The following is a 24,981-nucleotide window of genomic DNA, read 5'->3' as shown; positions in this document are numbered from 1 at the left end:
TTGTCGTTGTCTGCGAGCGCCTCGTACAGTTCCTCGTTCTCCTCGACGTCCTTCGCCATCTCTCGCTCACTGTCCCAGTTCATCATATACTGTTATCTAGGTGTGCGTACAGTGAAAAGCGTATCTCTCCCCGAGATGCTCGCTAGTCGACGTCGACCGTGGCGTGTCTATTCTCCTCGTTATGTCGACTGACTCACCACTACTCACTTCCCGGCTTGCCGACGTACTCAGATTTTATCGTCCCGTTCTCACGAGAGTAGCGATAGAGATACGGCCCGTGCATATCAGCGAGGTTCCCACTGGCGCACTTCAGCTGCCGTCGCCACAGGTGATATTCTCTTTGACGACGGTTCCGTTACCTATGCTATCGGGCTCGTCGACGAGCTCAGCAGTCCCGGGGAGGTCATCAGTGTCGACCGACTGGTCACGGTATTCGATGAGCGCCTCGACGTAGCTTTGTACCTCTTCGAGTGTTTCGTATCTCGTTTTGGAAGCCCCTCTGCGAGATACGTCGGTAGTGAGGTGGGTGGTGACGGCTGCTCCGTCCCTTATGTGACAGTTGGAGCCATCTGAGCGCTCGGTTGATACATAAGAATTTGAACTCACTATACCAACCGTGAGCGCTTCAGAAATTACTCGAGATCGTAGGCTGCAATCTCGTGAGAGCCACACTGTGGACATTCATTGGCGTTATTCTCCACGGTGTATCCACAGTGACGACATTCGTGGTGCGTTGTCGATGACGGCTCAAGTCTGACGATCTGCTGAATGAACTGTTTACGTCTCAAAACAGCGACTCCAACTCCCCGTCGCTATCTATCAGCTCCGAGAACTTGTCCTCGCTTTCGCCGGTGATCTCACCGATATTCTGCTGTGCTTCGATCGCAACTTGCTGAAGCTCTTTCACCCGTGGAACGTTCGTCACACCGCCGAGCAACACGAGCGCTGCGACCGTTCCTCCCCCACGTCGTGGATAGTCTCCACCGCGGACCTCCATCGATCCGGTCTGCTCTTCGAGCCACTTGCGCCCGTGCTCAATCCCCTTTCGGTTGAGATACGCCGGTGGGCCAGCGACGACAAGCAGCGCCCGCTCGGTACCGTTCACCTCACACGGCAGCGTGAGCCGACCGAGGGTCGCCTTCCGAACGAGACTCGTAATACGATTAGTAGCCTCTGTACTGTCGATCCCGTCATCGGAATCACCGCGGAGCCGCGAGAGCAACCCCTTCCGCTCTGGCTCGTCCACCGCGACGTCGGCGTAGCCGAGCGAGGAAATCCCGCCACCTTTGAGCGTGTTGATGATCTCCGAGGAGTCAACCACACTCTCGGCGACGTCGCTTCCCTTGACCACTTCACCCGCACTGAAGAGCACGCCGAACCGCTGGACGAGCTCCTCGTTGATCGCGTCGAACCCTTCCTCAACGGACTCGCCAGAGCTGCGCCACGCATCGTTGTCGAACAGCATGAGGTTATCCACCTCGTCGACGAACGTTTTGAGCGATCGGGCGGCGTTCAGCGTGTAGATCCCACCCTCATCGCTGCCGGGGAGAATTCCGAGCCCGTACACGGGTTCGGTGTAGATCTGTTTGAGGTTCTTGGCGATCACGGGCGCCCCACCTGATCCGGTCCCGCCACCGAGCCCTGCGATAACGAGGAACGCGTCGATCTCGTGGGTTGGTACCGAGTCAAGCGCTCCGAGGATCTCGCCGATATCTTCTTCGGCAACCTCTGCACCCAGTTCGTTATCGGCACCCACACCGTGGCCCTTCACTCGCGACTGTCCGATCAGGATCCGGCGGTCTGTCGAGAGGTGGTCCATGCCTTGAAGATCTGCTTTTGCCGTGTTGACGGCGATCGCTCCACGAACAATATCTGCACCCGTCCGTGCGTCGTAGGCCAAGAACTCGTCGACCACCTTCCCGCCCGCCTGTCCAACCCCGATCAATGCGAGTTTCATGTGAATAGTCCACGTGTCACTACACGAGGAGGATAGATAAAGGTTCGAAGAACACTGGAAAACCGGTGTGGGGGTCGATGAATAGTGAAATCTGGTGAGAACACTGGAAAATCGGTGTGGTGTCTCTGCGAGTCGTTAGCACGATAAACACTGGAAAAACGGTGTGGGGATGGGGGTCTGGTGAGGACCCCAATATCCTACTGTCTGCGTTTCATAGGTACTGGCAATGGCGAATTCGCGGCGGCCCATCGCACCAGCTGAAGAAGATGTCCTCGATCATCTTGAGGCGTATCTCGAGGAGCTGGGCGATACCGATCCGCTTACCCGTGAGATGGCGATCACATACTTGGCAGAACAGGAAATCAGGCCTGCTGATGCGCGCGATATTATCGAACAGTTACTCCTGAAGGGCTATCTGTATGAGGTTGGTGACGAAATTCGGATTCCACCACGCTCGTGACGAGTTGATACGTCTGTTGTCTATCGGACTCTTCTCTCTACTATCGCATAGCTCACGCTTGTACCAAATACAACAGTCTCCCGCCAGGTGGATCGTTACTTCCGATATGCCAGAAATCGATAGTATTTCATGAATATAACTCGAAACGAGAACGATGTACGATCTCACTGGCTTTCAGCGCGATCTCCTGTATGTTATTGCAGGGCTTGAGGACCCACACGGGCTCGCGATCAAAGACGAGCTCGAAGATTACTACGAAAAAGAAATCCATCACGGTCGGCTCTATCCCAATCTCGACACTCTCGTGGAGAAGGGGCTGGTCGAGAAAAGTCAACGTGATCGACGGACTAACGAGTACACTACTACTCGCCGTGGTACCAGAGAGATTGATGCTCGAAGCGAGTGGGAACAACAGTACATCGATCACGCCAACTGACACCCACGGCAGTTTCCATAGTCCGACTGTAACATCTGGGGCTGTAGTGCGGCTCTGAGTGATTGACACCCTCTTCACCCCATGTCTGAAGAATATGGTTTCGACAGAGGCGTAGATACAAGTCTGAGGGAAAGTGATCAGACCGGCACAACATACACTCTGGGATCTTTGTAGCTCATTCGGCTCTCTGCGTTGGTCGTCGTGATCTATCTATTGACGCCGGCGTACACGTCCCGGCAATCATATCTTTGGGACGGCCGGACCACATGTCGAGATAGGGGCCGCAACCCTGAAATGGGGCACTACAATCGATCACCCGATGAGAGTTGGTTCAGCAACATGTGTCCGACGATCGACGCAGTCGGTGCGCCGAAACCAGTGGTTATCTTCGGATCCACTCGCTGGGTTGTTAAGAGATCTTGCCTCATCTGGTGAAACGGCTATCAGCTTGGATATTATGAGGGTTTGTCGTACAAGATATTGAGTGCGTATCTCGCACAGAAGTTCTTCGAAAAACTATAGTAGTCGATAGAATTTTTTACTCAGAGACTTGTGTTCGCTGTAATGGATCACCTCAACGAGATCGCCGTCGAAGAACTCCAAGAAGCGCTTGACAATGTTGACGAAAACAAGCCGACACAACGGTTGTTAGCTGCGATCGCGTACAAAAACGGCGTCACGCAAACTGAACTTGCCGAGTGGTACGATACAGAACGAAAAACGATCTATAACTGGCTCAAGCGGCTCGATACGGATGACCCACTCGAACAGGCCGTTACTGATGCTCACCGATCTGGACGAAAGCGAAAGCTCTCAGAAACACAGCAACAAGAGTTTGAGCAAACAGTCCACGAATCACCCCAAGAGATCGGCTTCGACGCGCCGGCGTGGACGCCGGCGCTCGCGCAAGAATATCTTGAAGAAACGTACGGCGTCGAGTATTCAGTCCCGAGCTGTCGGCGGCTGTTAAAAGAGGTAGGATTAAGTTATCAGAAACCACGCCGTTCAGCCGCTGAATCCGACGTAGATGAACAAGAAGAGTTCTACGACGAGGTCAAAAAAAGCGGCGGGAAATGGACGCCACAGTAGTGTGTATCGATCAAACCAAGAGATCTGTCCAAGTCTCGCCTTCGTGACTCTTCCCTCATACTCACCGGAGTTGAACCAAGTTGAGATATACTGGAGACAGCTCCAAGCAGGTCTCAGCAACCACTTCTTCGATTCGCTCAACGAATTTATAATAGCGATCAACACCGTTCTTGACCAACTCTCGATACACGTATTGAGTAATTATTTCTAATGTTACTGTAGCCGGGAAAGTGATCGGCGTGTTCACACCACGCCTCATACGGCAGTTGGGGCAGTGTGGTAAAGGAATATGGAAGCGCAATTCAAGCGGTTTCACGACGAGTTCGGACCCGGAAGAACGCAGTACGTTAATTTTCTCTTCTAATTTATTAGAAGAATGTATGAACGTTTCGTATCATTCGCAACTTAACGTACCCATCCAGTGTCTTTTTGCGGGCGACCCCATATTGGTCGCACGGTTGAAGAGTTCAACGAGTTTGTTGACGGCAATAGTGATCAGGTCTGTCGTCTCGGCGTTTCCGATGACCTTCGGGGCAAATCCTGGGGCGACGACAATAGCGTTGTCAGCCCCGCGTTACCGACGGTGTTTATCGACATTAGTGACTTCGAGGGAGTTTACCTGCCGTTACTTCGAGCTTTCACATCAACGACGATGTGTTCGGATGATCGAACCTCCATGTCGGTGTTGCCACCCCTTTCTATCCAGCTCGCCGTATATCCGAGCCGAGAGAAAGCCTTGGCGACCAATTGCTTGAACTCTTTGTGGGCGTCACCGTCTGTGCTAGTCGACTGAAGTTGAGCGCCTCATTCTCTAACTTTACGCGACCTATTTACCAACCACCAAATTACAAACGTACGAGTGTAATTCCATTTCTGGCCACCGACCCTATAGTTTGACAATGTCAACCGCATGTCTCGGAAAATCGGTATTTAGTTCTGAGAACAGCACATTATTATTCGGATGATTTCTCTATATTTACCAAACTACAATTTGAGACAAATATTATTTTCCCTCAACTATACTAAATCATCGATTTTAATTTTACTTATTGTTATATATAGTGAATAATTCATTCAGATAGCTAAGGCGTCTGAATATTCACTTCGATGACGTTTGCAACGTCGAGGACTCGTTCCGGCGCCGTGTTCACAAACTCGTCTTCTTGCATCCGACTCGCCGGTGTCGAAAGGCTGATCGCTCCGTAGATCGTGTCCTCGTGAATTATCGGTGCGGCAACCGCGCGCACACCCGTGATCTGTTCCTCGTCGTTTATCGCGTAGCCGTTTTGCCGGACCCTCTCTAGTTCCGCGCGAAGCGTACCCACGTCGGTGATCGTGTTCGGCGTACGTGCGACGAACTCGTAGCCGTTCAGGATCTCGGTGCGGCGAGATTCGTCAATGTGTGCGAGGATCGCCTTGCTAGCGGCCGAGCAGTGGAGATTTCGACGCGGGTAGCCTTTGATCTGTGTGTACAGGTCCTCACCGACAGCGTTGTGTCCGAACTGTTCGTACAGGAGGATCTCATGGCCGTGACTCTCCACCACGAGGTGTGCCGCCTCCCCGGTCTCCTGTGCCAGTTTATCAACCTCAGACTTTCCAATCTGGTATAACCGGGAAGTGGCCCGGACGTACTCCCCCAACGGGAGCGCGAAGAGCCCCACCTGGTACTCACCGTCCTCGACCCGCACGTATCCCTTCTCTTCCATCGTCACGAGGTACGTGTGTGTCGTTCCTGGGGAACGATCTATCGCCTCGGAGACCTCGGTTACTGTCGCACCTTCCTCGTCTCGAAGAATTTTGAGTATGTCAAACGCTATACCCACCGATTTGATCCGCCTCGGAGTTCGATTTTCGGTCATGTACACCAATGCGTGTCTCTGTCGGCTTATATTTTGGTATTGTCAAATATCTCGCGACCCAATGCGAGTGTTTGTAAACAAGGACTGAGTCACCTGTCGCGTCCTCCGCCGATAAATTTTTGTATCCTGCTGGAAAGATGCCGACAGGTAAATATGAGTCAAGTACAGCTGTCAGACGTTACAAAAATGTATGACGACCTCCGCGCGGTCAAGGGGATCGACGTAACCGTCCGCGACGGGGAGTTCCTCGTTGTTGTTGGCCCGTCCGGGTGTGGGAAGTCAACGACGCTCCGTATGGTCGCGGGTCTAGAGACAATCTCTAGCGGCGAAATCCGGATCGGCTCGAAGGTTGTCAACGACGTGCGGCCACAGGACCGGAACATAGCGATGGTGTTCCAGAACTACGCGCTCTATCCACACATGACCGTGCGGGAGAACATGTCCTTCGGCCTGCGGCTCTCGGGTGAATTCGAGGATGCCGAGATCAATGAGCGAGTCGAGGATGCGGCCGAACTACTTGAAATCCCGGAACTGCTCGACCAGTACCCGAAGCAGCTGTCCGGCGGACAGCAACAGCGAGTCGCCCTCGGTCGCTCGATTGTCCGCGATCCGGACGTCTTCCTGATGGACGAGCCGCTCTCCAACCTTGACGCGAAGCTCCGCTCACAGATGCGGACGGAGCTCCAGCGCCTACACGAGGAGCTCGGAGTCTCAACGATCTACGTTACGCATGACCAGACGGAGGCGATAACGATGGGTGACCGGATCGCGATCCTCAACGATGGGGAGCTCCAGCAGATCGCGGAGCCTGAAATCTGTTACAGCGAACCGAACAACCGGTTTGTCGCCGGGTTCATCGGCTCTCCCAGCATGAACTTCTTTGAGGTCGATGTCGAGTCAACTTCCGACGGGATAGCCGTCCAGGGGGATAGCTTCGAGACCGACCTCGACGTGTCGCTTCCGCCGGGACGCTACACGCTTGGCGTCCGCCCCGAGGACCTGTATACGGCCAACGGTACCGGTCGGCTCTCGGTCACTGTGGACGTCGTCGAACCCATGGGGGCGGATAACTACCTCTACTTCAAACCTTCCACGGATGGAGACGAGGAGATCATCGCTCGGGTCGACAACGAGTTCCGACCCGATCCCGGCGAACGGGTCACGCTCGATTTCGACGTCGCGGATATTCATTTCTTCGACGAGTCGGGCGACCGAGTTTCGATTGAGGCGACCGCGGAGCGGACGGCGTGAAGACGACTCAATGATCTACGAGACTATCGGTACGAACGAGTGGGAATGGGCTGGAAAACCGTACGCAGCGATCCGGGACATCGCTCAGAGGGACGGGTCCGTCCTTGTTGTCCCCGTCGGGAGCGTGGAACAGCACGGCCATCACCTCCCAGTCATCACTGACACGCTCCTCGTGGATGCGATCGTCCACGGCGGAGCGGAGTCACTGCGGGACGACGTGCCGGTGCTTGTCACGCCGGTAGTCTGGAGCGGCTTCTCGCCGCACCACCTCTCATTCGGCGGGACGCTCTCGCTGGAGTTCGAGCATCTCAGACGTGTGCTCGAGGACATCGGCCGGACGGGACTGGAGAACGGTTTCGATGCAGTCTGCTTCGTGAACGGTCACGGCGGGAACGCCTCCCTCATTGATGCGACGGTAAGCACGCTCGGGAAGACCACAGACGCGGAGGTGCTCGGGACAACCTATTTTAATCTTGCGGCACCAGAGATCGGGGACCTCCGTGACAGCGAGCCGGGTGGTATGGCTCATGGGGGTGAGTACGAGACATCACTCATGCTGTACCTCCGTCCGGATCTCGTGGCGGAGCCGATGATCGAGGATGGGACGCGCTGGGACGAGCATTATGACTGGGGTGGGGGGGACCTTCTTGAAGGTGGGCAGCTCTCGGTCTACCGGCCGTTTGAAGAGTACTCCGACACGGGCGATATTGGTGCCCCGGAACTCGCTAGTAGGGGTAAGGGCGAACTGATCTACGACATTGTCACCGACGAGTTGGGCGCAATGTTCACTGCTATCCACGAGCATAACAGATGAGATGGGACTAGATGGCTGAGAAGTTGTGACTACCCAAAGGTATTAATAATTGTAAGTGATTGTCAAGCATAGATGTCGATAGACAAAACTACTGGCACTGATGAAAGCATCGAGCGGAGGAAAGTTCTCGAGGCGATGGGCGGCGGCGGTATCATCGCTCTCGCCGGCTGTCTTAGCGGCGATAGCGGCTCCAACGACGGCAGCGACGGCAGCGACGGCAGCGACGGCAGCGACGGCGGCAGCAGCGGACAGACAATTCAATTCCTGACGATGGGCGTCGGGGATAACATCCAAGAGTTCTTCGAAGAGAACAACGCGCAGTTCGAGGAGGAACATGACATAACCCTCGAGTTCACAAGCGTCACTTGGGATAACGCCCAGCAGACAGTGAACAACCGCGTCGACGGCGGCGAGGCGCCGGATGTCGCTCGCTGGCCCGCGCGGTGGATCCCCCAGCTCGTCGGCAAGGACGAACTCGAGCCCGTCGACGAACTCATGGAAAGCGAGTTCGGTGACCGGTTCTACCAGGGAATGGCGGACGGCTGTATGTATCAGGGGTCGTACTACGGGGCCCCGTGGGCCGCTTCCAATAAGTGCCTCTACTATAATAAGGACGTATTTGAGGCAGCCGGGCTGGACCCCGAGAATCCTCAGCTCGACACGTGGGACGACATGGTTGCGGCCGGCGAACAGATCCGAGACGAGACAGACACGCCCGCGCTGGGACTCGCCGGTGCGGCCGCCATTGAGACGGGTTCGCAGTACTACCACTACCACTGGTCACACGGCGCGGACCTGATCGACGACGAGGGGCTTCCTGTCGTGAACTCCAGCGAGGGCGTTGAGGCGCTCACTCTCTACTCCGACCTGCACCAGGAGTACGGGATCACCCAGACCTCGCCGCTCTCGTCGACTCGACAGGATATCCGTCAGCTGTTCGAGTCTGGCGAGCTCGGGATGGTTATTGCCCACGTTTATACGGGTATCAACATTGACGCCGCGAAGGACAACAATGAGGTCGACTTCGACTATGGCATCGTTCAGGTGCCTGCCGGCCCTGAGGGTCGCTACAGCTTGAACACGATCGACGCCGTGTCGATCTTCGCCCAGACCGAGGTCAAGGATCTGGCGGAGGACCTCCTGAGGTTTTACTTCGAGCCCGACCGTCACTTCGAGTACGCGACCAACAAGGGGTTCATGCCGACCATTGAGGAGGTCGGTGAGCGCGACTACTTCCAGGAGTCGTCGAACTGGGCGCCCTATATCGAGGCCGGCCAGTACGCTCGTGCGCGACCGAAGATCTCGAACTTTAATGAGTTTAACAACCGCATGGTTCAAGCGATTCAAGAGGCCCTCGGTGGACAGAAATCCCCGCAGAAGGCTCTCAACGACGCGCAGTCCGATCTCGAAGACGCGATGGAGTGACTACACAAATGGGCACTGCAGAAGAGTACGCCGAGACGCCGGCCGATTCACGCCTTGAGCGGGGAATGAACTACCTCCGTCACAACAGCCGCGCGTACCTGCTGATCGCCCCCGCCGCAATCTTCCTGTTGAGCATCGTCGGCTACCCGATCATTGAGACGTTCCGGCTGTCGCTGTACGAATCGCCCGCCGACTCGTCGATCGAGACGTACGTCGGTCTCCAACACTACGTCGAGATACTCGGCAGCGACATCTTCTACCAGCTACTGTGGCAGACCGGCCGCTGGGTTGTCATCGGTGTGGCAGGAAAGACGTTGCTCGGCCTGCTGATCGCCGTTCACCTGAAGGGCGACATCAAGGGCCGGAAGTTCTTCCGGACAGCGTTCCTAATCCCTTGGGGAATCCCTTACGCTATCTCCGCGGTCGTGTTCCGCTGGATCGAGCACCCGCAGTACGGTTACATCAACGCCGTCCTGCTGAAGCTCGGAATCACCGATCAGGCCATCGGTATCCTTGGGAACCCGGACATTGCGTGGCTCGGAGTTGTGGTGGCCGACATCTGGATCGGCACGCCGTTTATGGCGATTATCTTCCTGGCAGGGCTCCAGTCCATCCCTCAGGAGTTGTACGAGGCGGCAGCGATCGACGGTGCCGAGCGGTGGCACCAGTTCCGGTACATCACCCTACCCCAGCTGAAGTCCGTCATCCTGATTGCGACGCTGCTATCGACTATCTGGACGTTCGTCAGCTTCGACACGATCTGGACGATGACCCGCGGGGGTCCGATCAACACCACATCGACGCTCGTGATATGGATCTACAAGGTAGGTCTAGAAAACGGGAACCTCGGCCGTGGCGCAGCGTTCAGCGTCATTGGGTTCCTCTTTCTCCTAGTGTTCGCAGTCGTGTATCTGCGTGTCTACACACGTGGGGGTGAGGAACTATGACGATGGCGGGTCAACAGCGGACGTGGCTCCGGAAAGTTCGCCTCTACGGTGTACTCATTGCGCTGTTGGGTGTGATGATGTTCCCGTTCTACGCGATGTTCTCGAGCACGCTCAAAAGGGAGTCGGAGCTCTTCTCGAGTCCGGCCACGCTCGTGCCGGAGGATCTCACGGTCGAGGCGTACCTCCAGGTGTGGAGCCAGACGGACATCCTCCTATGGATCGCCAACAGCTTCCTGATTTCTATCGGTACCGTCGTCCTCACGCTTGCGTTAGCTATCCCAGCCGCCTACTCGTGTGCGCGGAACGATTTCATCGGGAAGCGGACATTCCTGCTGTCCGTGCTCGTTGTGCAAATGTTCGCCCCTGTCGTGCTCATCGTCGGGCTCTTCGACGTCATCACGACCGTCGGACTGTTCAATAGCTACCTCGCTGTCATCATCCCGGCGGCCGCGTTCACGCTCCCGTTCAACGTCTGGATGCTGTACGGCTACTTCAAGACGATCCCGGTTTCGCTGGAGGAGTCAGCACGGATTGACGGCGCCGAACAGTGGCAGATCCTCACGAAGATCGTCTTGCCTCTGACCAAGCCGGCGCTCGTCGCGAGCGTCACCTACACGTTCCTGTACGCTTGGAACCGCCTGCTGTTCGTCCTGACCTTCCTCACCGACGCCGGGAAGTACAACGTTCCCAGGGGTGTCTTCTCGATGGTGGGCGCGCTCCAGACGGACTGGCGGATGATGCTGACGGCCTCGGTCGTCGGGATTATTCCGCTGTTGATCCTCTTCGCGTTCCTCGAGGAGTACATCGTCGCAGGAATGACGGCCGGCGCGGTGAAGGAGTAACCGCTTCTCGCGGGGGGTTTCAGCGCAACCGGAGCTTTAATTGCCCCGCCACGTCTGTGTAGCTATGGAGTTTGCAACTTGGGCGTATCCCTGGGACGTTCGCGACGAGGGGATTGACACGGTCTCGTCGCGCCTTCGAGAGATCGGGATCGGTGAGATGAACCTGGCGACGAACTACCACTCTGTCCAGGCGTTCTCTCCGCACAACCCGGTGCGGAAGACCCACTTCGCGCACGCCAGTTCGTACTTCTACCCGGACGGCGAGTACGGCGAGCTTCGACCGCAACCGTACGAAGGGATGGACGAAGACTGGGTTGACTCGATCGCGACTGCGACCGACGACCTCAAGCTGACGTCGTGGACGATCGGCTGTCACAACTCTCGACTCGGCATGGCCCACCCTGATCTGACACTCACATCGCCGTACGACGACGACTTGGTGTTCGGACTCTGTCCGTCACACCCCGACACCCAGCAGTATCTGCGGTCACTCGTTACCGACCTCGCATCTCGCGAGACGTTCGACCGGATTGAGTTGGAGACGTTCGACTACTTTTACGGGACCGGCTTCGGCTGGCACCACCAGAAGATCCACGCGGAGCTCGGGACGCTCGGTGAGTTCCTGTTTGGCCTCTGCTTCTGTGATCACTGCCGCAATATCGCCACGAACCGAGGAGTCGATGTCGACCGGGTGCGGCGGGCGTCCGTCAAAGCGCTTGACGATATCATCGCTGGGCGTCTCCCGAGCGACATCGTTCCGGAACAGTGGCTCCGACAGTCTCCGGAAGTCGCCGACTACGTGGACGTACGCCAGCGGACGCTCACGGATCTTTACGCTGACCTGGCGTCGGCCGGGGGGGAGACAGAGCTCGGCTACTACGTCGGAATGCCGGAGGCCGGCCGCGAGTGGATGGCCGGCGCCGACCTTACTCAGCTCTCTGATCATGTCGACTACTTCTGTCTCCCGGCGTACGAGTCGTCCTGCGAGGATGTCCTCCGATCATACCGGCTAGTTGATAGTCTCGATATCGACGTACCAATTCATGTAGGACTGCTCCCCGGCCACCCCGCGATCGACGACCCGAATACGCTCTCGCGGATCGTCGACGGGCTCCGAGAGGAGGGCGTCCCCCGCGTCTCCTTCTACAACTACGGGTTGCTTCCTGATCGCTCCCTCGACTGGATCGCGTCGGCGATTCAGTGAGGAGACGGTAGCTTCTTTTACGGGGGCAGTACACAAGATAACATGGAAATTACGGGCGTGACAGCTACGACTGTAGACGTACCACTTGTCGATCTCGATGAACCGCTCGGGATCGGGCCGTACGTGACGAATCACGGGCAGGTCGACTCGATGGAGCGCGTTATCGTCGAAGTGAAGACCGACGAGGGGATCTCTGGCTGGGGCGAGATGCGGACGTTCCTGACGGCGGACGCCACGGAGTCCGTCATCGAGGACGGAATCGGCCCCCTGATCGAGGGGCAGTCGCCTTTCGAAGTTGAGCGCCTCCGCCGGCAGGTGTTCATCGAGTACACGAACGTCGAACTGTTCTTTGCTGCTGTCGAGACCGCGTGCTGGGACATCGCGGGGAAAGCTCTCGGAAAGCCCGTCTACGAACTTCTTGGCGGCTCGACGGCGCCGGAACAGACCACCGCGATGAACGCGGACGCGGCCGATCACGAATTCGGGCCCGACCGCGACATCGAGTTCGCGTTCTGTTTGGGCATCCTTTCACCCGCCGAGTCCCGTGCTAAAGCCCAGGAAGCGCTCGACGCCGGCTTCTCAGTACTCAAGACTAAGGCCGGCCGCGACTGGCAACAAGACGTAGCGCGGATCGAAGCCATGCACGACGAGGTCGACGGAGCGCTGGAGTTCAGGCTCGACCCGAATCAGGGTTGGTCGCTCGATCAGGCCGTCCGCGTCGGTGCGGCACTCGAGGACTCGGGGATCTACCTCCAGTATATGGAGCAGCCGATCCGGGTCAACGCACACAACTCACTGGCCACGCTCAGGAAGCGCCTCCGGCAACCGATCGCGCCGAATGAGGACACCTACATCCCGAACAATCTACGCTCGCTTGCCGATGCCGGCGCGATGGACGTCGCCGTGCTTGACCTCACGCCTGCAGGCGGGATCAGCGGACTCCGGCAGCAGGCCTCTATCGTTGAGGATGCCGGCGTTCCGTTCACTCACCACTGCGCGTTCGATCTGGGGATTCGGACTGCGGCCATTCTCCAGTCTGTTCACGGGATCCCGGGCTTCTCGCTCCCGCCGGACACGACCTACTACGCGTGGCAGGATGACATCATCGCCGACCCCTTCGAGGTTACGGAGGGGCACATGCGGGTGCCCGAGGAGCCCGGACTCGGGATCGAGATCGATCGCGAGATGATCGACCAGTACGAAGTCTAGTGGCGCGGATGTCACGTTCGGCGTCCGGTCGCAACATCCTCCTCCCGTCGCTGTCTACGCCGGAACCTTCTTTATCGCTCCTACAGTGGACTCACCTGACATGGTCGAGTTGTCCCTAACGGACTGTCCGGCGATCGTGACTGGCGCATCACGCGGTATTGGAAAGGAGATCGCAACGACGTTCGCCGAAGCCGGCGGTGACGTGGCAATCTGTTCACGCACGTACGAGGACGTCGCGGCCGTCGCGAACCAGCTTGACGCCGCTCACGATGGCCAGGTGATTCCTGTGGAGTGTGATGTAACCGATTCTGAAGCCGTCCGCAACCTCGTGGACACAACGATTGAGGAGTTCGGTGACATCCGCGTTCTCGTCAACAACGCGGGCGGCTCAGTAGAGTCGGCGGATTTACTACACCGGTGTAGCGAGGAGGAGTTCGAGTGGATGCTCGAGTTGAACCTCAAGGCGCCTTACCTGCTCGCCCGCGAGGTCCTGCCCGCGATGATCGCTGGCGATGGCGGCTCAATGGTCCATGTCGGCTCCGTGAACGGGCTCTTCGGGATCGGGCTAACGGGCTACTCGGAGGCCAAGAGCGGGCTCCTCGCGCTGTCTAGGAACATCGCGACGCATTACGGCCAGTACGGGATCCGATCAAACGTCCTCTCGGCGGGGACCATCGAAACCCAGAACCGGCGGGACGAGATGGAGAGCACGGAGGAACGGTCGGGCGAGACCAGCGTCCGTGACCGATGGCTCGACCAGTACCCCCTCGGGAGGTTCGGGCGCCCGCGAGAGGTTGCGGACACCGCACTGTTCCTGGCCAGTGAGCATTCTGGGTTCATCACCGGCGAGAACCTCGTCGTCGACGGCGGCCTGACGGCTGGCCTGCCGCAGTCGTTCGAGAATGAGATCTACCAGGCAGACGAACCGCCGGCCGGTCGATGAAGAGGACGGGGATCCAGCGGGTTGACGACTCAGTCCCACTGGTCGGCGAGACGGCGGGGACTGCGTGGGAGCGTGCGGACCGCGTCTCGATCGACCGATTCCTCTGGACCCAACCAGATTCCCGACCGCGTACGACCGTTCGAGCACTGTACGACGACGAGACGCTGTACCTGCACTACACGGTCGACGATGGACACAGCCACGCAGAGACGACGACGCTGAACGGGCCGGTGTGGGAGGACAGCTGCGTCGAATTCTTTGCGAGCCCGCGGCCGGATATTAGCGACGCGTACCTAAACTTCGAGGTGAACTGCGTCGGGACGTTCCACCTCGGATACGGAACGGGTCGAACGAACCGAACGCTCGCGACACCGGACGCCGCTGCCGACATCCGGGTTCGCGGCTCGATCGGCGGGCCCACAAAGCGGCCGCGGTCGGACGACAAGCGCTGGTGGGTCGCCGTGGAACTCCCGTTCGACATATTGTCCGATCTTGTAGGTGTCCAGGTACGCCCGTCCCCAAGAACGCGTTGGCGCGGGAACTTCTATCGGATCCGGAAGCGCCCCGAGACGTTCTACGCGGCTTGGAACCCGGTAGAGGCGTCGGAACCAGATTTTCACCGTCCAGCGGCATTCGGAGAGCTCCGGTTCCGGTGACGGATTATCTGGATTCCGACGGTTTTCCCCTCCACCGAACGTTGATACGCTGACGAAAGATACAAGCAACTGGTGGGAGTTATCTTCATTATGGAAGAAATCAGTACCGACGACGCACCGGACGCGATCGGACCGTACTCGCAGGGGGTCATCGACGATGGACAGGTCTACGTATCGGGGCAGGGACCTGTGGATCCGCAGACGGGTAAGGTTGTTTCCGACGACGTGACCGAGCAGACAGAGCGGACGCTGAAGAACGTCGATGCTATCCTGGAGGCGGCCGGCTCGTCGCTTGAGAACGTTGTCCACGCGAATGTTTACGTCACCGACATGGACGACTACGAGACTGTCAACGAGGTCTACGCCCAATACATGAGCGAGCCGTATCCCGCACGGGCCGCCATGGAGGTTTCCCGGCTGCCGATCGAGATCGCGGTCGAGATCGAAGTCGTCGCAAGCCTGTGACCACACGGTTCGAATATATCACTTCCTGATTATTTCAACAGAGCCCAATAACCCAATCCCGATCTCTCAACGTCTTCTTTAGTCAACAATCCCACACTCACTTGTACTACTCATTAGAAATAATTACTCACTCTTCTAATAGAGTTCTCAAGAGCACTGTCGATTGCTGTTGTACGTTCCTCGAGTGAGTCGAAGAAGCGGTTAGTGAGAGCTACTTGGAGATCTCTCCAGCATTCTTCGACTCTCTTGGGGTGATTCGTGGACTGTTTGCTCACACTCTCGTTGCTGTGTTTCTGAGAGCTTTCGCTTTCGTCCAGATCGGTGAGCATCAGTAACGGCCTGTTCGAGTGGGTCATCCGTATCGAGCCGCTTGAGCCAGTTATAGATCGTTTTTCGTTCTGTATCGTACCACTCGGCAAGTTCGGTTTGCGCGACGTCGTTTTTGTACGCGATCGCAGCTAACAACCGTTGTGTCGGCTTGTTTTCGTCAACATTGTTAAGCGCCTCTTGGAGCTCTTCGACGGCGATCTCGTTGAGGTAATCCATTACAAGCAACAGAATTTTGAGTAAAAAATTCTGTTGGCTACCATATTTTATTGTTAGACGTGGTTTACCCGGGTAGCAGCGTTTTCAGAGGAGGATCCACAGAAGGAGCGGGATTGGGTCACTAAGTCTTACTAGCTGACCCATCAAATCGAGAATATATCCTTGTCCTCAGCGCGTACAAACTGATCTCAAAGTGCGCCGAGAAGGTACTGCTTTTTGCGCCTCAGCAAAAAGATGGGTTCTTTTATATACAAGATGTCTGCTGTAGAAAGTACACCTCCGGTCAAGAGACTTCTGTGTCCAATGATCTCGGCTGAATAATTGTCTCCTGCTTACACAGCACTCAGTGGAATGGATTTCAAGGCCGAATTTTATCTGTACCTGACATTTAGGAACGATGTAACATAGAACAGCTCCGAGCGTACACTCTTGTGGCGAAGATTGTTGGTGGCTAGCCGTCTTGCGATTCTTTGAAGTCTAACTTTCTTAAATAATCTCCCCAAAATGGACCTGATCCCGGCTGAATCGTGCTTTCTCGAAACTGACCAGAACTGACGAATAATATCCTCGTCCCGATTGTCGTCCACGGAATAGACAACGCGATACTGTTTGCCGGTCAATGGACGATCGCAGTGAACGAGATTCCCGTTCCGTCTTAACCGCTGCCTGAGGTCACAGATCACCCCGATTCTACCGATGTATATGGGTGATACAATACCCGTACTAGTTGTCTGTTTCTTCGTCTGTGTTTGCTCTGAGGACGGCATTTACGTATTCGTCAGCGGCTCGTCTGGCCGTTTCGAGGGAGTCTGGTTCGTCCAGAACGACAGCTCGAGCGCGGCTTCCGTCGACGATAGTCATCAGGGCTCGTGCCACGTGTTTAGAATCGACGTCAGTGAATACTCCCTCAGAGATACCGTGATCGACCAGGGTCTGGAGCATGTACCTGATGTACTCGTCGTTTTGTTGGAACCGGTCGGCGAATGCCTCCTTGTACGGCGCTTGACTCCGCATCTCCAGCATTGCGATCAACATGTCGTGGTGGTCCTGCGGGTCGACGAGTAATTTGTCGAGCAACAGTTCAAGTCGCTGCTCGGGATCGGTTGTCTCTATGTTGTGTATCGTATCGACGAACTGATCGAGGAGATAGTCCAGAAATGCCGCAAGTAGGTCGTCTTTCGTGTCGAAATGATAATGGACAGCGGCAGTCGACTTTCCGTATTCCTCGGCAATACGCTTGATCGTGAGGTCGGCGTACCCGTGTTTTTGAAGCGCACGATAGGTCGCTCGCATAATCTCTTCGTCGGGATCCGAGGAACTCCCCTTCGGCGGTTCGGCCATTACCCCGTATCTTCGCCCTGTGCCAGATAATTGTTTTGACCTATGCGTTAGAACGTCTGTCGAATTATCCCCCGTTAGCGTGGATATCGGACCGTTATATCGGGTGTTCCTCGACTGGTTCGCGCTTCCGAAGTCTTTTGACTAACTAGTCAGTAAGTACGATATCGACCATATGGCGGACGAACCAGCTAGCGATATCCTGGATGCAACGCATCGCACACTCTGCGAGTACGGCTACGCAGATCTTACACTCCAGGATATCGCTGCTGAAGCAGACATGAGTAAGTCGTCAATTCACTACCACTACGACTCCAAAGACCAGTTATTCGTTACCTTTCTCGATGAATTGTTCGACCGATTTATCAACCGAATTGACACTCCTGAGGGTGAGACGCCACATGAACAGCTCGACACGCTTCTGCAGGTGTTACTCACTTCGGACACTCATCCGGATGTAAGGGAGTTCCGAACCGCGATGCTCGAACTGAAGGCACAGGCACCATACAATCCTGCGCTTCAGGAACGGCTCACGAAATTTGACGAGTTCCTGTTCGAACAATTCCGAGAGGTACTCGCGAAGGGTGTGACTACCGGCCAGTTTGACGAAACTATCGACCCACCTCGGGCTGCAGAGTACCTCACAACAGTGATTACCGGCGCACACACGCGACACGTCGCCATCAACCAATCCTCTGATTGGCTTTACGATACGATGACTAGATACATCGAGAGACATCTGCTCGCTGACGAGTACACGGAGGTCGCAGAGTAATGGAGCGGTTCAGTCGCATCAGGTCGCTCTTCAAGGGTCCTGAGGAGTTCGACCTGACGTCAGGTGGAATCGGGAAGCCGCTGTTCTTCTTGGCGATGCCGATCGTCGTCACCAATCTCTTCCAGACCGCCTACAACCTCGCGGACACGTTCTGGCTTGGCCAGTACAGTACGGACGCACTAGCGGCGATCAGCTTCGCGTTCCCGATGGTGTTCCTGCTCATCTCTCTGGGAATGGGAATCTCAGTCGCCGGGAGTGTCCTCGTTGCCCAGTACACCGGCGCTGACGAGGAACGCGAGGCTGAGTACGCCGCCTCCCAGACGGTCACGTTCGCTGCCATTGCCTCACTCGTCCTTGGTGTCGTCGGGTACTTTGGTGTCGACACATTCCTCAGCCTGATGGGTGCATCTCAGGACGTGCTCCCACTGGCGACGAGCTACATGGAAGTCATCTCGCTGGGGCTACTGTTCATGTTTGGGTTCGCTGTCTTCATCGCGCTGATGCGCGGATACGGCGACACCATCACGCCGATGCTCGTGATGTTCGGGTCCGTCGTGCTGAACATCATCATTGACCCGTTCCTGATCTTCGGGTGGACAGTCGTCGAGAACGCCCCGCTCGTCGGCACGGTCGCATTCCCCGAACTCGGCATTCAGGGCGCAGCAATTGCTACTGTGTTCTCACGCGCGCTCGCACTGGTCGTCGGCTTGGCGATCATGTTCCGTGGCAACCGTGGGGTCCAGATTCACCTTCGCGACATGGTGCCGGACCTTTCGTACCTTCGTCGGCTCTTCCGCATTGGCCTGCCAGCGTCCATCGAAGGCACCGGCCGAGCGCTGTCGATGAACCTCCTGTTGGTCATCGTTGCGATGTTCCCTGATACGGTCGTCGCTGCGTACGGTATCGGGACGCGAGTCTTCTCAGTCGTCTTCCTCCCCGCTATTGCCGTCGCTCGTGGGGTCGAAACGATGACTGGACAGAATATGGGGGCGGATAAACCAGACCGAGCCGAACAGGCGGCGGGGCTTGCAGCGAAATTCCTCTTTGGCGTCCTCTCAGTCGCAGGAGTTGTCGTCTTCCTGTTCCCGGAGCCAATCGTCTCTGTGTTCGTCGGTGCCGACCAGGCCGATGCCGCCCAGGTGGTTGAAATTGGAGGGCAGTTCCTCCGGTACGTTGCACTGACGTTCGGATTCATCGGCATCATGCGGGCATACACGGGCAGTTTCCGTGGTGCTGGGAAGACGCTCACCGCAGCAGCGATCTCTGTACTGACACTCGGGATTATCCGCTTCCCGATCGCATGGATCAGTGCGGGCCCGCTCGGTGAAGTGGGTATTTGGCTGTCGTTCGCAATTTCGAACGTCGCGGGAGCGATCATCGCTTACGCGTGGTACCGCCGTGGAACGTGGCGCGAAAGCGACCTAACCGAGTCCAGAGTTGATCTCGACGAAACCAGTGTTGAAACAGCAGGTGATGACTAACACGATGACTGAACCAGACACGATCTCCTCGTCGCAGATCGACCGTCACCTAGAGAATGTCCTCAGTGACACAGACGGGGTCGGACTACCACTTATCCGTGAGACGGTAAACGAACCAGACGATCGGTGGTATGGACAGTTGGTGGTGAACTCGTATGTCTCACTGACAGACACCCCGGACCTTGAGATCGTCCTCCCCGTCGCTGCAGGTGCCGAACTGCTCCGTGGATACGTTCGCCTTCGGAGTCGATTACTCGCCACACTCGCGGACACACACCCGCACTCACTCACGCTGGAACCGACACCGGCACTACTCGGCGGTAACTACCTGTATACCGCCGCGTTCTCTTCACTCCACTCGGCACCCGAAACCTCATCCAGCGACTGTTTCGAGATACTGACGACGGTTCTCGAATCTATCACAGAAGCATTTGCCCGTTCCTACACGTCGGCCGGGTCGGCAGACAGCGATTCGACTGTATTTTTCGACGAGACGGCAGGAAGTCTCGGTGAAGCCGCTGCTGTCTTGGGAGCCACACTCGCCGGCGTCGATGAATCGAATCGAAAACACTTCGAGCGACTCGGACACGGACTCAGTACCGTTCGACAGATTAACTGGGTCCTCGAAACGGACCCGAGCGGCGCGCTTGTCATCCCACCGACACTCAAGGAGTCACATCTTCGCACGCACGCCCAACAGCGCCAGGACGACGCTGACCACGCTCTCGATACACTGTCAGCGACGGTTGACGTGACGACTCTGCGAGCATTCGTCGAGACTGGTGTCTCGAAACAAGACTAGCTGAATACAGGTAACGCCCAATTACAGACTCTTCTGGCCTGTTAAATCCAGTGAATGCGTCAGGATCGGATCACGATCCGGCCGGTTCACTCTGAACTATGGAAATGTTGGATTGGAAAGTGATTTAGGTCAGCCTAAAAATAAGCATATCATGGTGGCCAAGTACTCAGAGAAGAAGACGGCGGACGGGAAGACTGACCGACTGGCCACGAGCGCAGTTGAATCCGTGGCATTCCTCGCCCGTTCGGAGCACCGTCTTCACATACTCGATCTATTGGCCGACGACAGTTACTCCCGTGGAGAGTTGCGCGACCGAACGGACGCAACTCGAGTAACGCTGAGCCGCATCCTCAGCGATCTTGAAGATCGAGGGTTCATTCAGCAACGAAACGCTGATAGCGAATACGAGCTGTCTACCTTCGGTGAACTCGTTCACCGAGATCTCTCTTGTTTACTGGACACGATATCAATTGGGCAGACCTACCCCAAACTGATCTCGCGACTCCCGACCGACTGGTTCGATTTCGACCCTCAGTGCCTCGTTGACGGTGAGCACGTCCACGGAAATAGCGCGGACCCGCTCGCAGCAGCCCGCGTTATCGCGAACGCCGTCAGGGACGGATCCTCGTGTGAGTCGCTCGTCGGGACGTTTACCTCGCTTCCAATGCACGCGTATAAGGAGGACGTCCGCGCTGGGGGTGACACTGACGTACGCGTCGTTTTCGACTCGGGCGTTACCGAAACGATGCTTGAAGACCAGTCACTACGGGCCGAGTGGCAGGAGATCGAAAGTGCCACGGACTCGACGGTCTATTACAGCCTCGACGAGCGGGTCCCCTGTACCGTCGATCTCATCGACGACGAGACCGTATTCCTCACTATCGACAGGGAACAAGAGACCGGCTTCGATATCATCTCGTGCTCACATCCCGACGTAGTGGCGTGGGCCGACCGAGTGATCAGCGAGCACCGTAATCGGGCGGTCCCACTCAGCCGGCGGATGCTCAACGCGGATTGACGGCAAGTGAACACGGCGTGTTCTCTGTACACACCATGAACATCGTACGCACCTCCGCGAGTTGAACAGCGGGAATCAATAAAATGTTTTAGGCCAACCTAACAATATGGCACGCAGACGCCAGATAATTACAGGCAGTGCTAGTCTCATCGCCGTCGGACTCGCCGGTTGTGCTGGAAACACCGCCGATGGGACGGATAGTACATCTCAGTCGACGAGTACTGAGACTGACACAGAAACCGCGAACGAGACGGAGGAACCTGAATCTACGACATCGGATTCGACGCCGTACACGGTTGAAATCGAACCAAACGACTCGTACACGTTCGAAGAGATTCCTGAGACGTACGGTGTGGGAACCAGCCCTTTCATCGACATGGGCATGGCTCTCGGCATCCACCCGACAGCAACTACCGGTCTCGAACGCGCCCCGCTAAAGTTCTACGATCTCCTTGACCTCGGGTTCGACGAGAGTCAAATCACAAAGATTGCTAGCGACGCCGAGTCCGGCTACGACAAGGAGAACTTCTACGCCGCAGACGCCGACGTCTGGCTCATCTCGCGAAACAACATCGGTCGCTACGTCAGCTGGGACGACTCCGACTTCGAGGATGTCGAATCACAGACCGGTCCCTTCCTTGGCACCACGCTGCGCTTCGCCCCCCAGTCCGCGGTCCAGGACGAACCCAATCCGTACACGATGTACGAGGCCTTCGAGAAGGTCGCAACGGTCTTTCAGCGCCAACAGCAGTTCGAGGCGTGGCAGTCATTCCATGACGACCTCATGAGTACCATCGAGGACGGCCTGCCGCCGAAGGACGAACGGCCCACGGTCGCTGCCATCTGGCGCGGCGTCGCCCCTGACTCCGGCCGGTTCCGTATCGCACCTCTTCACCGCCTCGGAAACAACACCAAGTCCTACTACCGCCTCGGTATGCGGGATGCCTTTGAGGGCCAGTACCCGGACGGCCCGGTCGGCTACGAAGAACTCTTCCGGGCCGATCCGGATTACATCGGTGCCGTCGGCGCGCTCACCTCCTCGACACACGAGGAGTTCGTCACGAACGTCATCGAGCCGTTCGAGAACAACGAGAACGGCCAGCAGCTCAGCGCCGTCCAGAATGGTAATGTCGTCCGGAGCGGCGGCCAGTACATGGGTCCCATCGTCGATATGTTCTCTACTGAGGCCGTTGCGAAGCAGGTCTATTCCGATGAATTTGGCGAGTGGCCAGGCCCGGTCGGCGAGGTCTCGGAGAGCGAGCAGCTCTTCGACCGCCAGCGTCTCCTCGACATTGTCAACGGGGATCTGTAGGACCGATGGCGGAACTGTTCGACAGACTTGGAGAGCGGCGAGCGGCGGCTAGCCGCTGGTACGCTGACTCCACGCTCGCAGGCGTCGCGCTTGGGAGTCTCGCGGTGTTGGTCGGGGCAACACTCCTCCAAGTGAGCTTTGGCGCTTTCCCGCTGACACTCGGTGACGCGTGGGGTGCTGTCTTCGATCCCCAAATCCTGTTCAGCCTCGAGGCGTGGCGGGCATTCCTGCTCGGCTCTGCCAACCCTGAGTGGTTCACCCAGCAACAGCATATTGTCTGGAACATCCGCCTTCCACGCATCCTCGTCGGCGTGCTCGTCGGCGCGAATCTCGCTGTTTCGGGCGCTATCTTCCAAATCATCACACGGAACGAGCTCGCGAGCCCATACATCCTCGGCGTCAGCGACGGTGCCGGCCTCGTGGTGCTGGTCGTGCTGACAGCATTCTCCGAACTGCTGCCGTTCGTGCCTGTGCTCGCGGCATTAGGTGGCGGTGCGGCATTCCTGCTGGTGTATGTCATCGCGTGGAAGAACGGCACCAGCCCCGTCAGACTCGTGTTAGCGGGCGTTATTGTCGGCACGGTCTTCGGGTCGGTACAGCGCGCGCTGTTCTTCTTCATCGACGATCTTAGTACTGTGATGTCCGCGCAGGCGTGGCTCTCCGGATCGCTGTTGAATACGGACTGGGGGGAGGTCCGTATCGCGCTTCCGTTCACGGTGCTGGCACTCGCGCTCGCGTTCGTAGTGACCAAAGAGTTGGACGTGCTAGCGCTTGGCGAGGAGACCGCAGATTCCCTCGGAATGCCCGTCGAGAAAATGCGGTTCGCGGTCGCCGGCATCGCGGTACTGTCGACGGCGGCCGCCATCTCGGTTGCGGGCCTTATCGGCTTTGTTGGACTCATTGTTCCGCATATGGTACGAAACGTCGTCGGTGGCGACTCGCGGCGACTCCTGCTTGGGTGTCTGTTTCTCGGACCGGCCTTGCTCGTCGGTGCGGACGTCGGCGCGCGCCTTGTACTCAACCCCATCCAACTCCCAGTCGGCATCATTACGGGGTTGGTTGGTGGCCCGTACTTCCTCTATCTGATGCGGAAGACCGAAAATTTGGGTGAAGTGTGATGCAGGGAAATGGGAAGTCACGTGAGCGTAAAAGGAGCCGCAAATTGCCGGGTGACGGTATGGACGAGACGGTATCAAAGACAGCCCTCGATGCAGACGACCTCGTGGTTGGCTACCCCAGTACCGACGAGCCAGTTATCGATGGGGAAACGCTTGCCGTACCCGAGGGAGAGGTGACGGCTCTCATTGGCCCGAACGGCAGCGGGAAGTCGACACTGCTGAAGGGACTTGCGAACCGGCTGGTACCCGATGACGGTCATGTGCTGGTGGACGGTCGCCGCATCGAATCGTTCGAATCGAAGGAACTTGCACGGAAACTCGGCCGACTCTCCCAACAGAACACCGCACCGGATACCATCAGCGTCGAAGAACTTGTCGAGCGTGGCCGCTACCCACATCGAGGGTTCTTCGAATCCCAGACAGAGGATGATGAGGAAGCCGTAAACGATGCGATCTCGATGGCTGGCGTCGAGCATCTCCGCGACCGGGAGGTTGGAACGCTCAGCGGTGGACAGACGCAACTCGTCTGGATCGCGATGGCACTTGCTCAGGATACCGACGTCCTCCTATTGGACGAGCCGACGACGTTCCTTGACCCCCGCCCACTACAACCTACGGTAAGGTAGGTAGTAGTCGGCCGGTCCGGTTACGGTAAGGGACGGACCTTACCGTTCCGGACCGGGGAACGGGGTAGGTACGAACCAAACCGGTAACCGGGTTGGTCGTCCGTTACCGTTACCCTACCCGAACGTAATTACTTCCGTCCGACGGACGGGGCCGGACCGACCGTACTTAGTCCGGACCGTAAACTAAACTTAGTTTTGGTTCGACCTACCTAAACGAAAAGGGGACGGGTCCGTACGTACCTACCCGACCCGACCGACGGGCCCCGGGCCCCGTTCCCGTTTACGTTAAACTTTAACCGTTTACGTTAAATTAAGTTAGTTAGTCGTACTTAACGTAAACGGTTAAAGTTTTAACGTTACCGTACGTTACGGTTCGGGTAGGGGACGGAACGGAACGGACCAACCAAC

22 protein-coding genes and 4 pseudogenes are annotated in these 24,981 nt (G+C 57.1%); 20 read left to right on the top strand and 6 right to left on the bottom strand.

The window, feature by feature from the left end:
- Positions 1-199: 199 nt before the first annotated feature.
- From BN903_RS15610 to BN903_RS05825, 3 genes and pseudogenes are all read right to left on the bottom strand, one after another.
- Positions 200-542: pseudogene (locus tag BN903_RS15610) on the bottom strand (hypothetical protein); the annotation flags it as partial.
- A gap of 90 nt (positions 543-632) precedes the next feature.
- Entirely contained in the window at positions 633-788 is a 156-nt protein-coding gene (locus BN903_RS18425; RefSeq protein ID WP_154018052.1) for a zinc-ribbon domain-containing protein, read from the bottom strand.
- On the bottom strand, positions 785-1,957 hold the full coding sequence (locus BN903_RS05825; RefSeq protein WP_079890588.1) for a tubulin/FtsZ family protein: 1,173 nt from the start codon (positions 1,955-1,957) through the stop codon (positions 785-787). The genes BN903_RS18425 and BN903_RS05825 overlap by 4 nt, the downstream gene beginning before the upstream one ends.
- A 226-nt stretch (positions 1,958-2,183) precedes the next feature.
- Here BN903_RS05825 and BN903_RS05820 point away from each other — a divergent pair, with 226 nt between their 5' ends.
- From BN903_RS05820 to BN903_RS05810, 3 genes and pseudogenes are all read left to right on the top strand, one after another.
- A complete protein-coding gene (locus BN903_RS05820; protein WP_048076839.1) occupies positions 2,184-2,417 on the top strand; it encodes a hypothetical protein in 234 nt (77 codons plus the stop codon).
- A gap of 154 nt (positions 2,418-2,571) precedes the next feature.
- Positions 2,572-2,853, top strand: coding sequence for a helix-turn-helix transcriptional regulator (locus BN903_RS05815; protein WP_048076838.1), 282 nt, complete (start codon positions 2,572-2,574; stop codon positions 2,851-2,853).
- 564 nt (positions 2,854-3,417) lie between these two features.
- Positions 3,418-4,153: pseudogene (locus BN903_RS05810) on the top strand (IS630 family transposase).
- 871 nt (positions 4,154-5,024) lie between these two features.
- On the opposite strand, the gene BN903_RS05805 reads toward BN903_RS05810, so the two are convergent.
- Positions 5,025-5,801 (bottom strand): IclR family transcriptional regulator, encoded by a 777-nt coding sequence (locus tag BN903_RS05805; RefSeq protein WP_048076836.1) that lies wholly within the window; start codon positions 5,799-5,801, stop codon positions 5,025-5,027.
- A 153-nt stretch (positions 5,802-5,954) separates the two neighbouring features.
- On the opposite strand from BN903_RS05805, the gene BN903_RS05800 reads away from it, so the two are divergent.
- The 10 genes from BN903_RS05800 (at position 5,955) to BN903_RS05755 (ending at position 15,557) form a co-directional block, all read left to right on the top strand.
- A complete protein-coding gene (locus BN903_RS05800) occupies positions 5,955-7,052 on the top strand; it encodes an ABC transporter ATP-binding protein (protein ID WP_048076835.1) in 1,098 nt (365 codons plus the stop codon).
- A gap of 10 nt (positions 7,053-7,062) precedes the next feature.
- Positions 7,063-7,866 (top strand): creatininase family protein, encoded by an 804-nt coding sequence (locus tag BN903_RS05795; RefSeq protein WP_048076834.1) that lies wholly within the window; start codon positions 7,063-7,065, stop codon positions 7,864-7,866.
- A 72-nt stretch (positions 7,867-7,938) separates the two neighbouring features.
- Positions 7,939-9,291, top strand: a complete 1,353-nt coding sequence (locus BN903_RS05790) for a sugar ABC transporter substrate-binding protein (protein ID WP_048076833.1) — start codon at positions 7,939-7,941, stop codon at positions 9,289-9,291.
- An 8-nt stretch (positions 9,292-9,299) separates the two neighbouring features.
- The gene (locus tag BN903_RS05785) at positions 9,300-10,238 is read left to right on the top strand and encodes a carbohydrate ABC transporter permease (protein WP_048076832.1); all 939 of its coding nucleotides are present in this window, start codon (positions 9,300-9,302) and stop codon (positions 10,236-10,238) included.
- Positions 10,235-11,080: a carbohydrate ABC transporter permease gene (locus tag BN903_RS05780; protein ID WP_048076831.1), complete on the top strand. Its 846-nt coding sequence runs from the start codon at positions 10,235-10,237 to the stop codon at positions 11,078-11,080. Before BN903_RS05785 ends, BN903_RS05780 begins: the two co-directional genes overlap by 4 nt.
- A gap of 64 nt (positions 11,081-11,144) precedes the next feature.
- Positions 11,145-12,284, top strand: coding sequence for a hypothetical protein (locus BN903_RS05775; RefSeq protein ID WP_048076830.1), 1,140 nt, complete (start codon positions 11,145-11,147; stop codon positions 12,282-12,284).
- A gap of 42 nt (positions 12,285-12,326) precedes the next feature.
- Complete coding sequence (locus BN903_RS05770; protein WP_048076829.1) at positions 12,327-13,493, top strand: mandelate racemase/muconate lactonizing enzyme family protein; 1,167 nt, start codon at positions 12,327-12,329, stop codon at positions 13,491-13,493.
- A 100-nt stretch (positions 13,494-13,593) separates the two neighbouring features.
- Complete coding sequence (locus tag BN903_RS05765) at positions 13,594-14,436, top strand: SDR family NAD(P)-dependent oxidoreductase (protein WP_048076828.1); 843 nt, start codon at positions 13,594-13,596, stop codon at positions 14,434-14,436.
- Positions 14,433-15,092 carry a carbohydrate-binding family 9-like protein gene (locus BN903_RS05760; protein WP_052334921.1) on the top strand — a complete coding sequence of 220 codons (660 nt, stop codon included), beginning with the start codon at positions 14,433-14,435 and terminating at the stop codon, positions 15,090-15,092. Before BN903_RS05765 ends, BN903_RS05760 begins: the two co-directional genes overlap by 4 nt.
- A gap of 90 nt (positions 15,093-15,182) precedes the next feature.
- Entirely contained in the window at positions 15,183-15,557 is a 375-nt protein-coding gene (locus BN903_RS05755) for a RidA family protein (RefSeq protein ID WP_048076827.1), read from the top strand.
- Positions 15,558-15,800: 243 nt separating this feature from the next.
- Here the strand turns inward: BN903_RS05755 and BN903_RS05750 are convergent.
- Positions 15,801-16,103, bottom strand: a pseudogene (locus BN903_RS05750) (helix-turn-helix domain-containing protein); the annotation flags it as partial.
- 723 nt (positions 16,104-16,826) lie between these two features.
- The gene (locus BN903_RS05745; RefSeq protein ID WP_048076826.1) at positions 16,827-17,444 is read right to left on the bottom strand and encodes a TetR/AcrR family transcriptional regulator; all 618 of its coding nucleotides are present in this window, start codon (positions 17,442-17,444) and stop codon (positions 16,827-16,829) included.
- 172 nt (positions 17,445-17,616) lie between these two features.
- Here BN903_RS05745 and BN903_RS05740 point away from each other — a divergent pair, with 172 nt between their 5' ends.
- From BN903_RS05740 to BN903_RS05710, 7 genes and pseudogenes are all read left to right on the top strand, one after another.
- Complete coding sequence (locus BN903_RS05740) at positions 17,617-18,216, top strand: TetR/AcrR family transcriptional regulator (protein ID WP_048076825.1); 600 nt, start codon at positions 17,617-17,619, stop codon at positions 18,214-18,216.
- Positions 18,216-19,697 carry an MATE family efflux transporter gene (locus BN903_RS05735; protein ID WP_048076824.1) on the top strand — a complete coding sequence of 494 codons (1,482 nt, stop codon included), beginning with the start codon at positions 18,216-18,218 and terminating at the stop codon, positions 19,695-19,697. The genes BN903_RS05740 and BN903_RS05735 overlap by 1 nt, the downstream gene beginning before the upstream one ends.
- A gap of 4 nt (positions 19,698-19,701) precedes the next feature.
- Positions 19,702-20,499 carry a polyprenyl synthetase gene (locus BN903_RS05730; RefSeq protein ID WP_048076823.1) on the top strand — a complete coding sequence of 266 codons (798 nt, stop codon included), beginning with the start codon at positions 19,702-19,704 and terminating at the stop codon, positions 20,497-20,499.
- A 151-nt stretch (positions 20,500-20,650) separates the two neighbouring features.
- Positions 20,651-21,517, top strand: a complete 867-nt coding sequence (locus BN903_RS05725) for a winged helix-turn-helix domain-containing protein (protein ID WP_048076822.1) — start codon at positions 20,651-20,653, stop codon at positions 21,515-21,517.
- 106 nt (positions 21,518-21,623) lie between these two features.
- Complete coding sequence (locus tag BN903_RS05720; RefSeq protein WP_048076821.1) at positions 21,624-22,829, top strand: ABC transporter substrate-binding protein; 1,206 nt, start codon at positions 21,624-21,626, stop codon at positions 22,827-22,829.
- A 5-nt stretch (positions 22,830-22,834) separates the two neighbouring features.
- Positions 22,835-23,947 carry an iron ABC transporter permease gene (locus BN903_RS05715; RefSeq protein WP_048076820.1) on the top strand — a complete coding sequence of 371 codons (1,113 nt, stop codon included), beginning with the start codon at positions 22,835-22,837 and terminating at the stop codon, positions 23,945-23,947.
- A gap of 59 nt (positions 23,948-24,006) precedes the next feature.
- A pseudogene (locus BN903_RS05710) lies at positions 24,007-24,543 on the top strand (ABC transporter ATP-binding protein); the annotation flags it as partial.
- Positions 24,544-24,981: the final 438 nt, after the last annotated feature.

The organism is Halorubrum sp. AJ67 (genome assembly GCF_000513435.1).
Note: the sequence above shows the minus strand (reverse complement) of the source record. Positions and strands in the feature narration are given on the sequence as shown.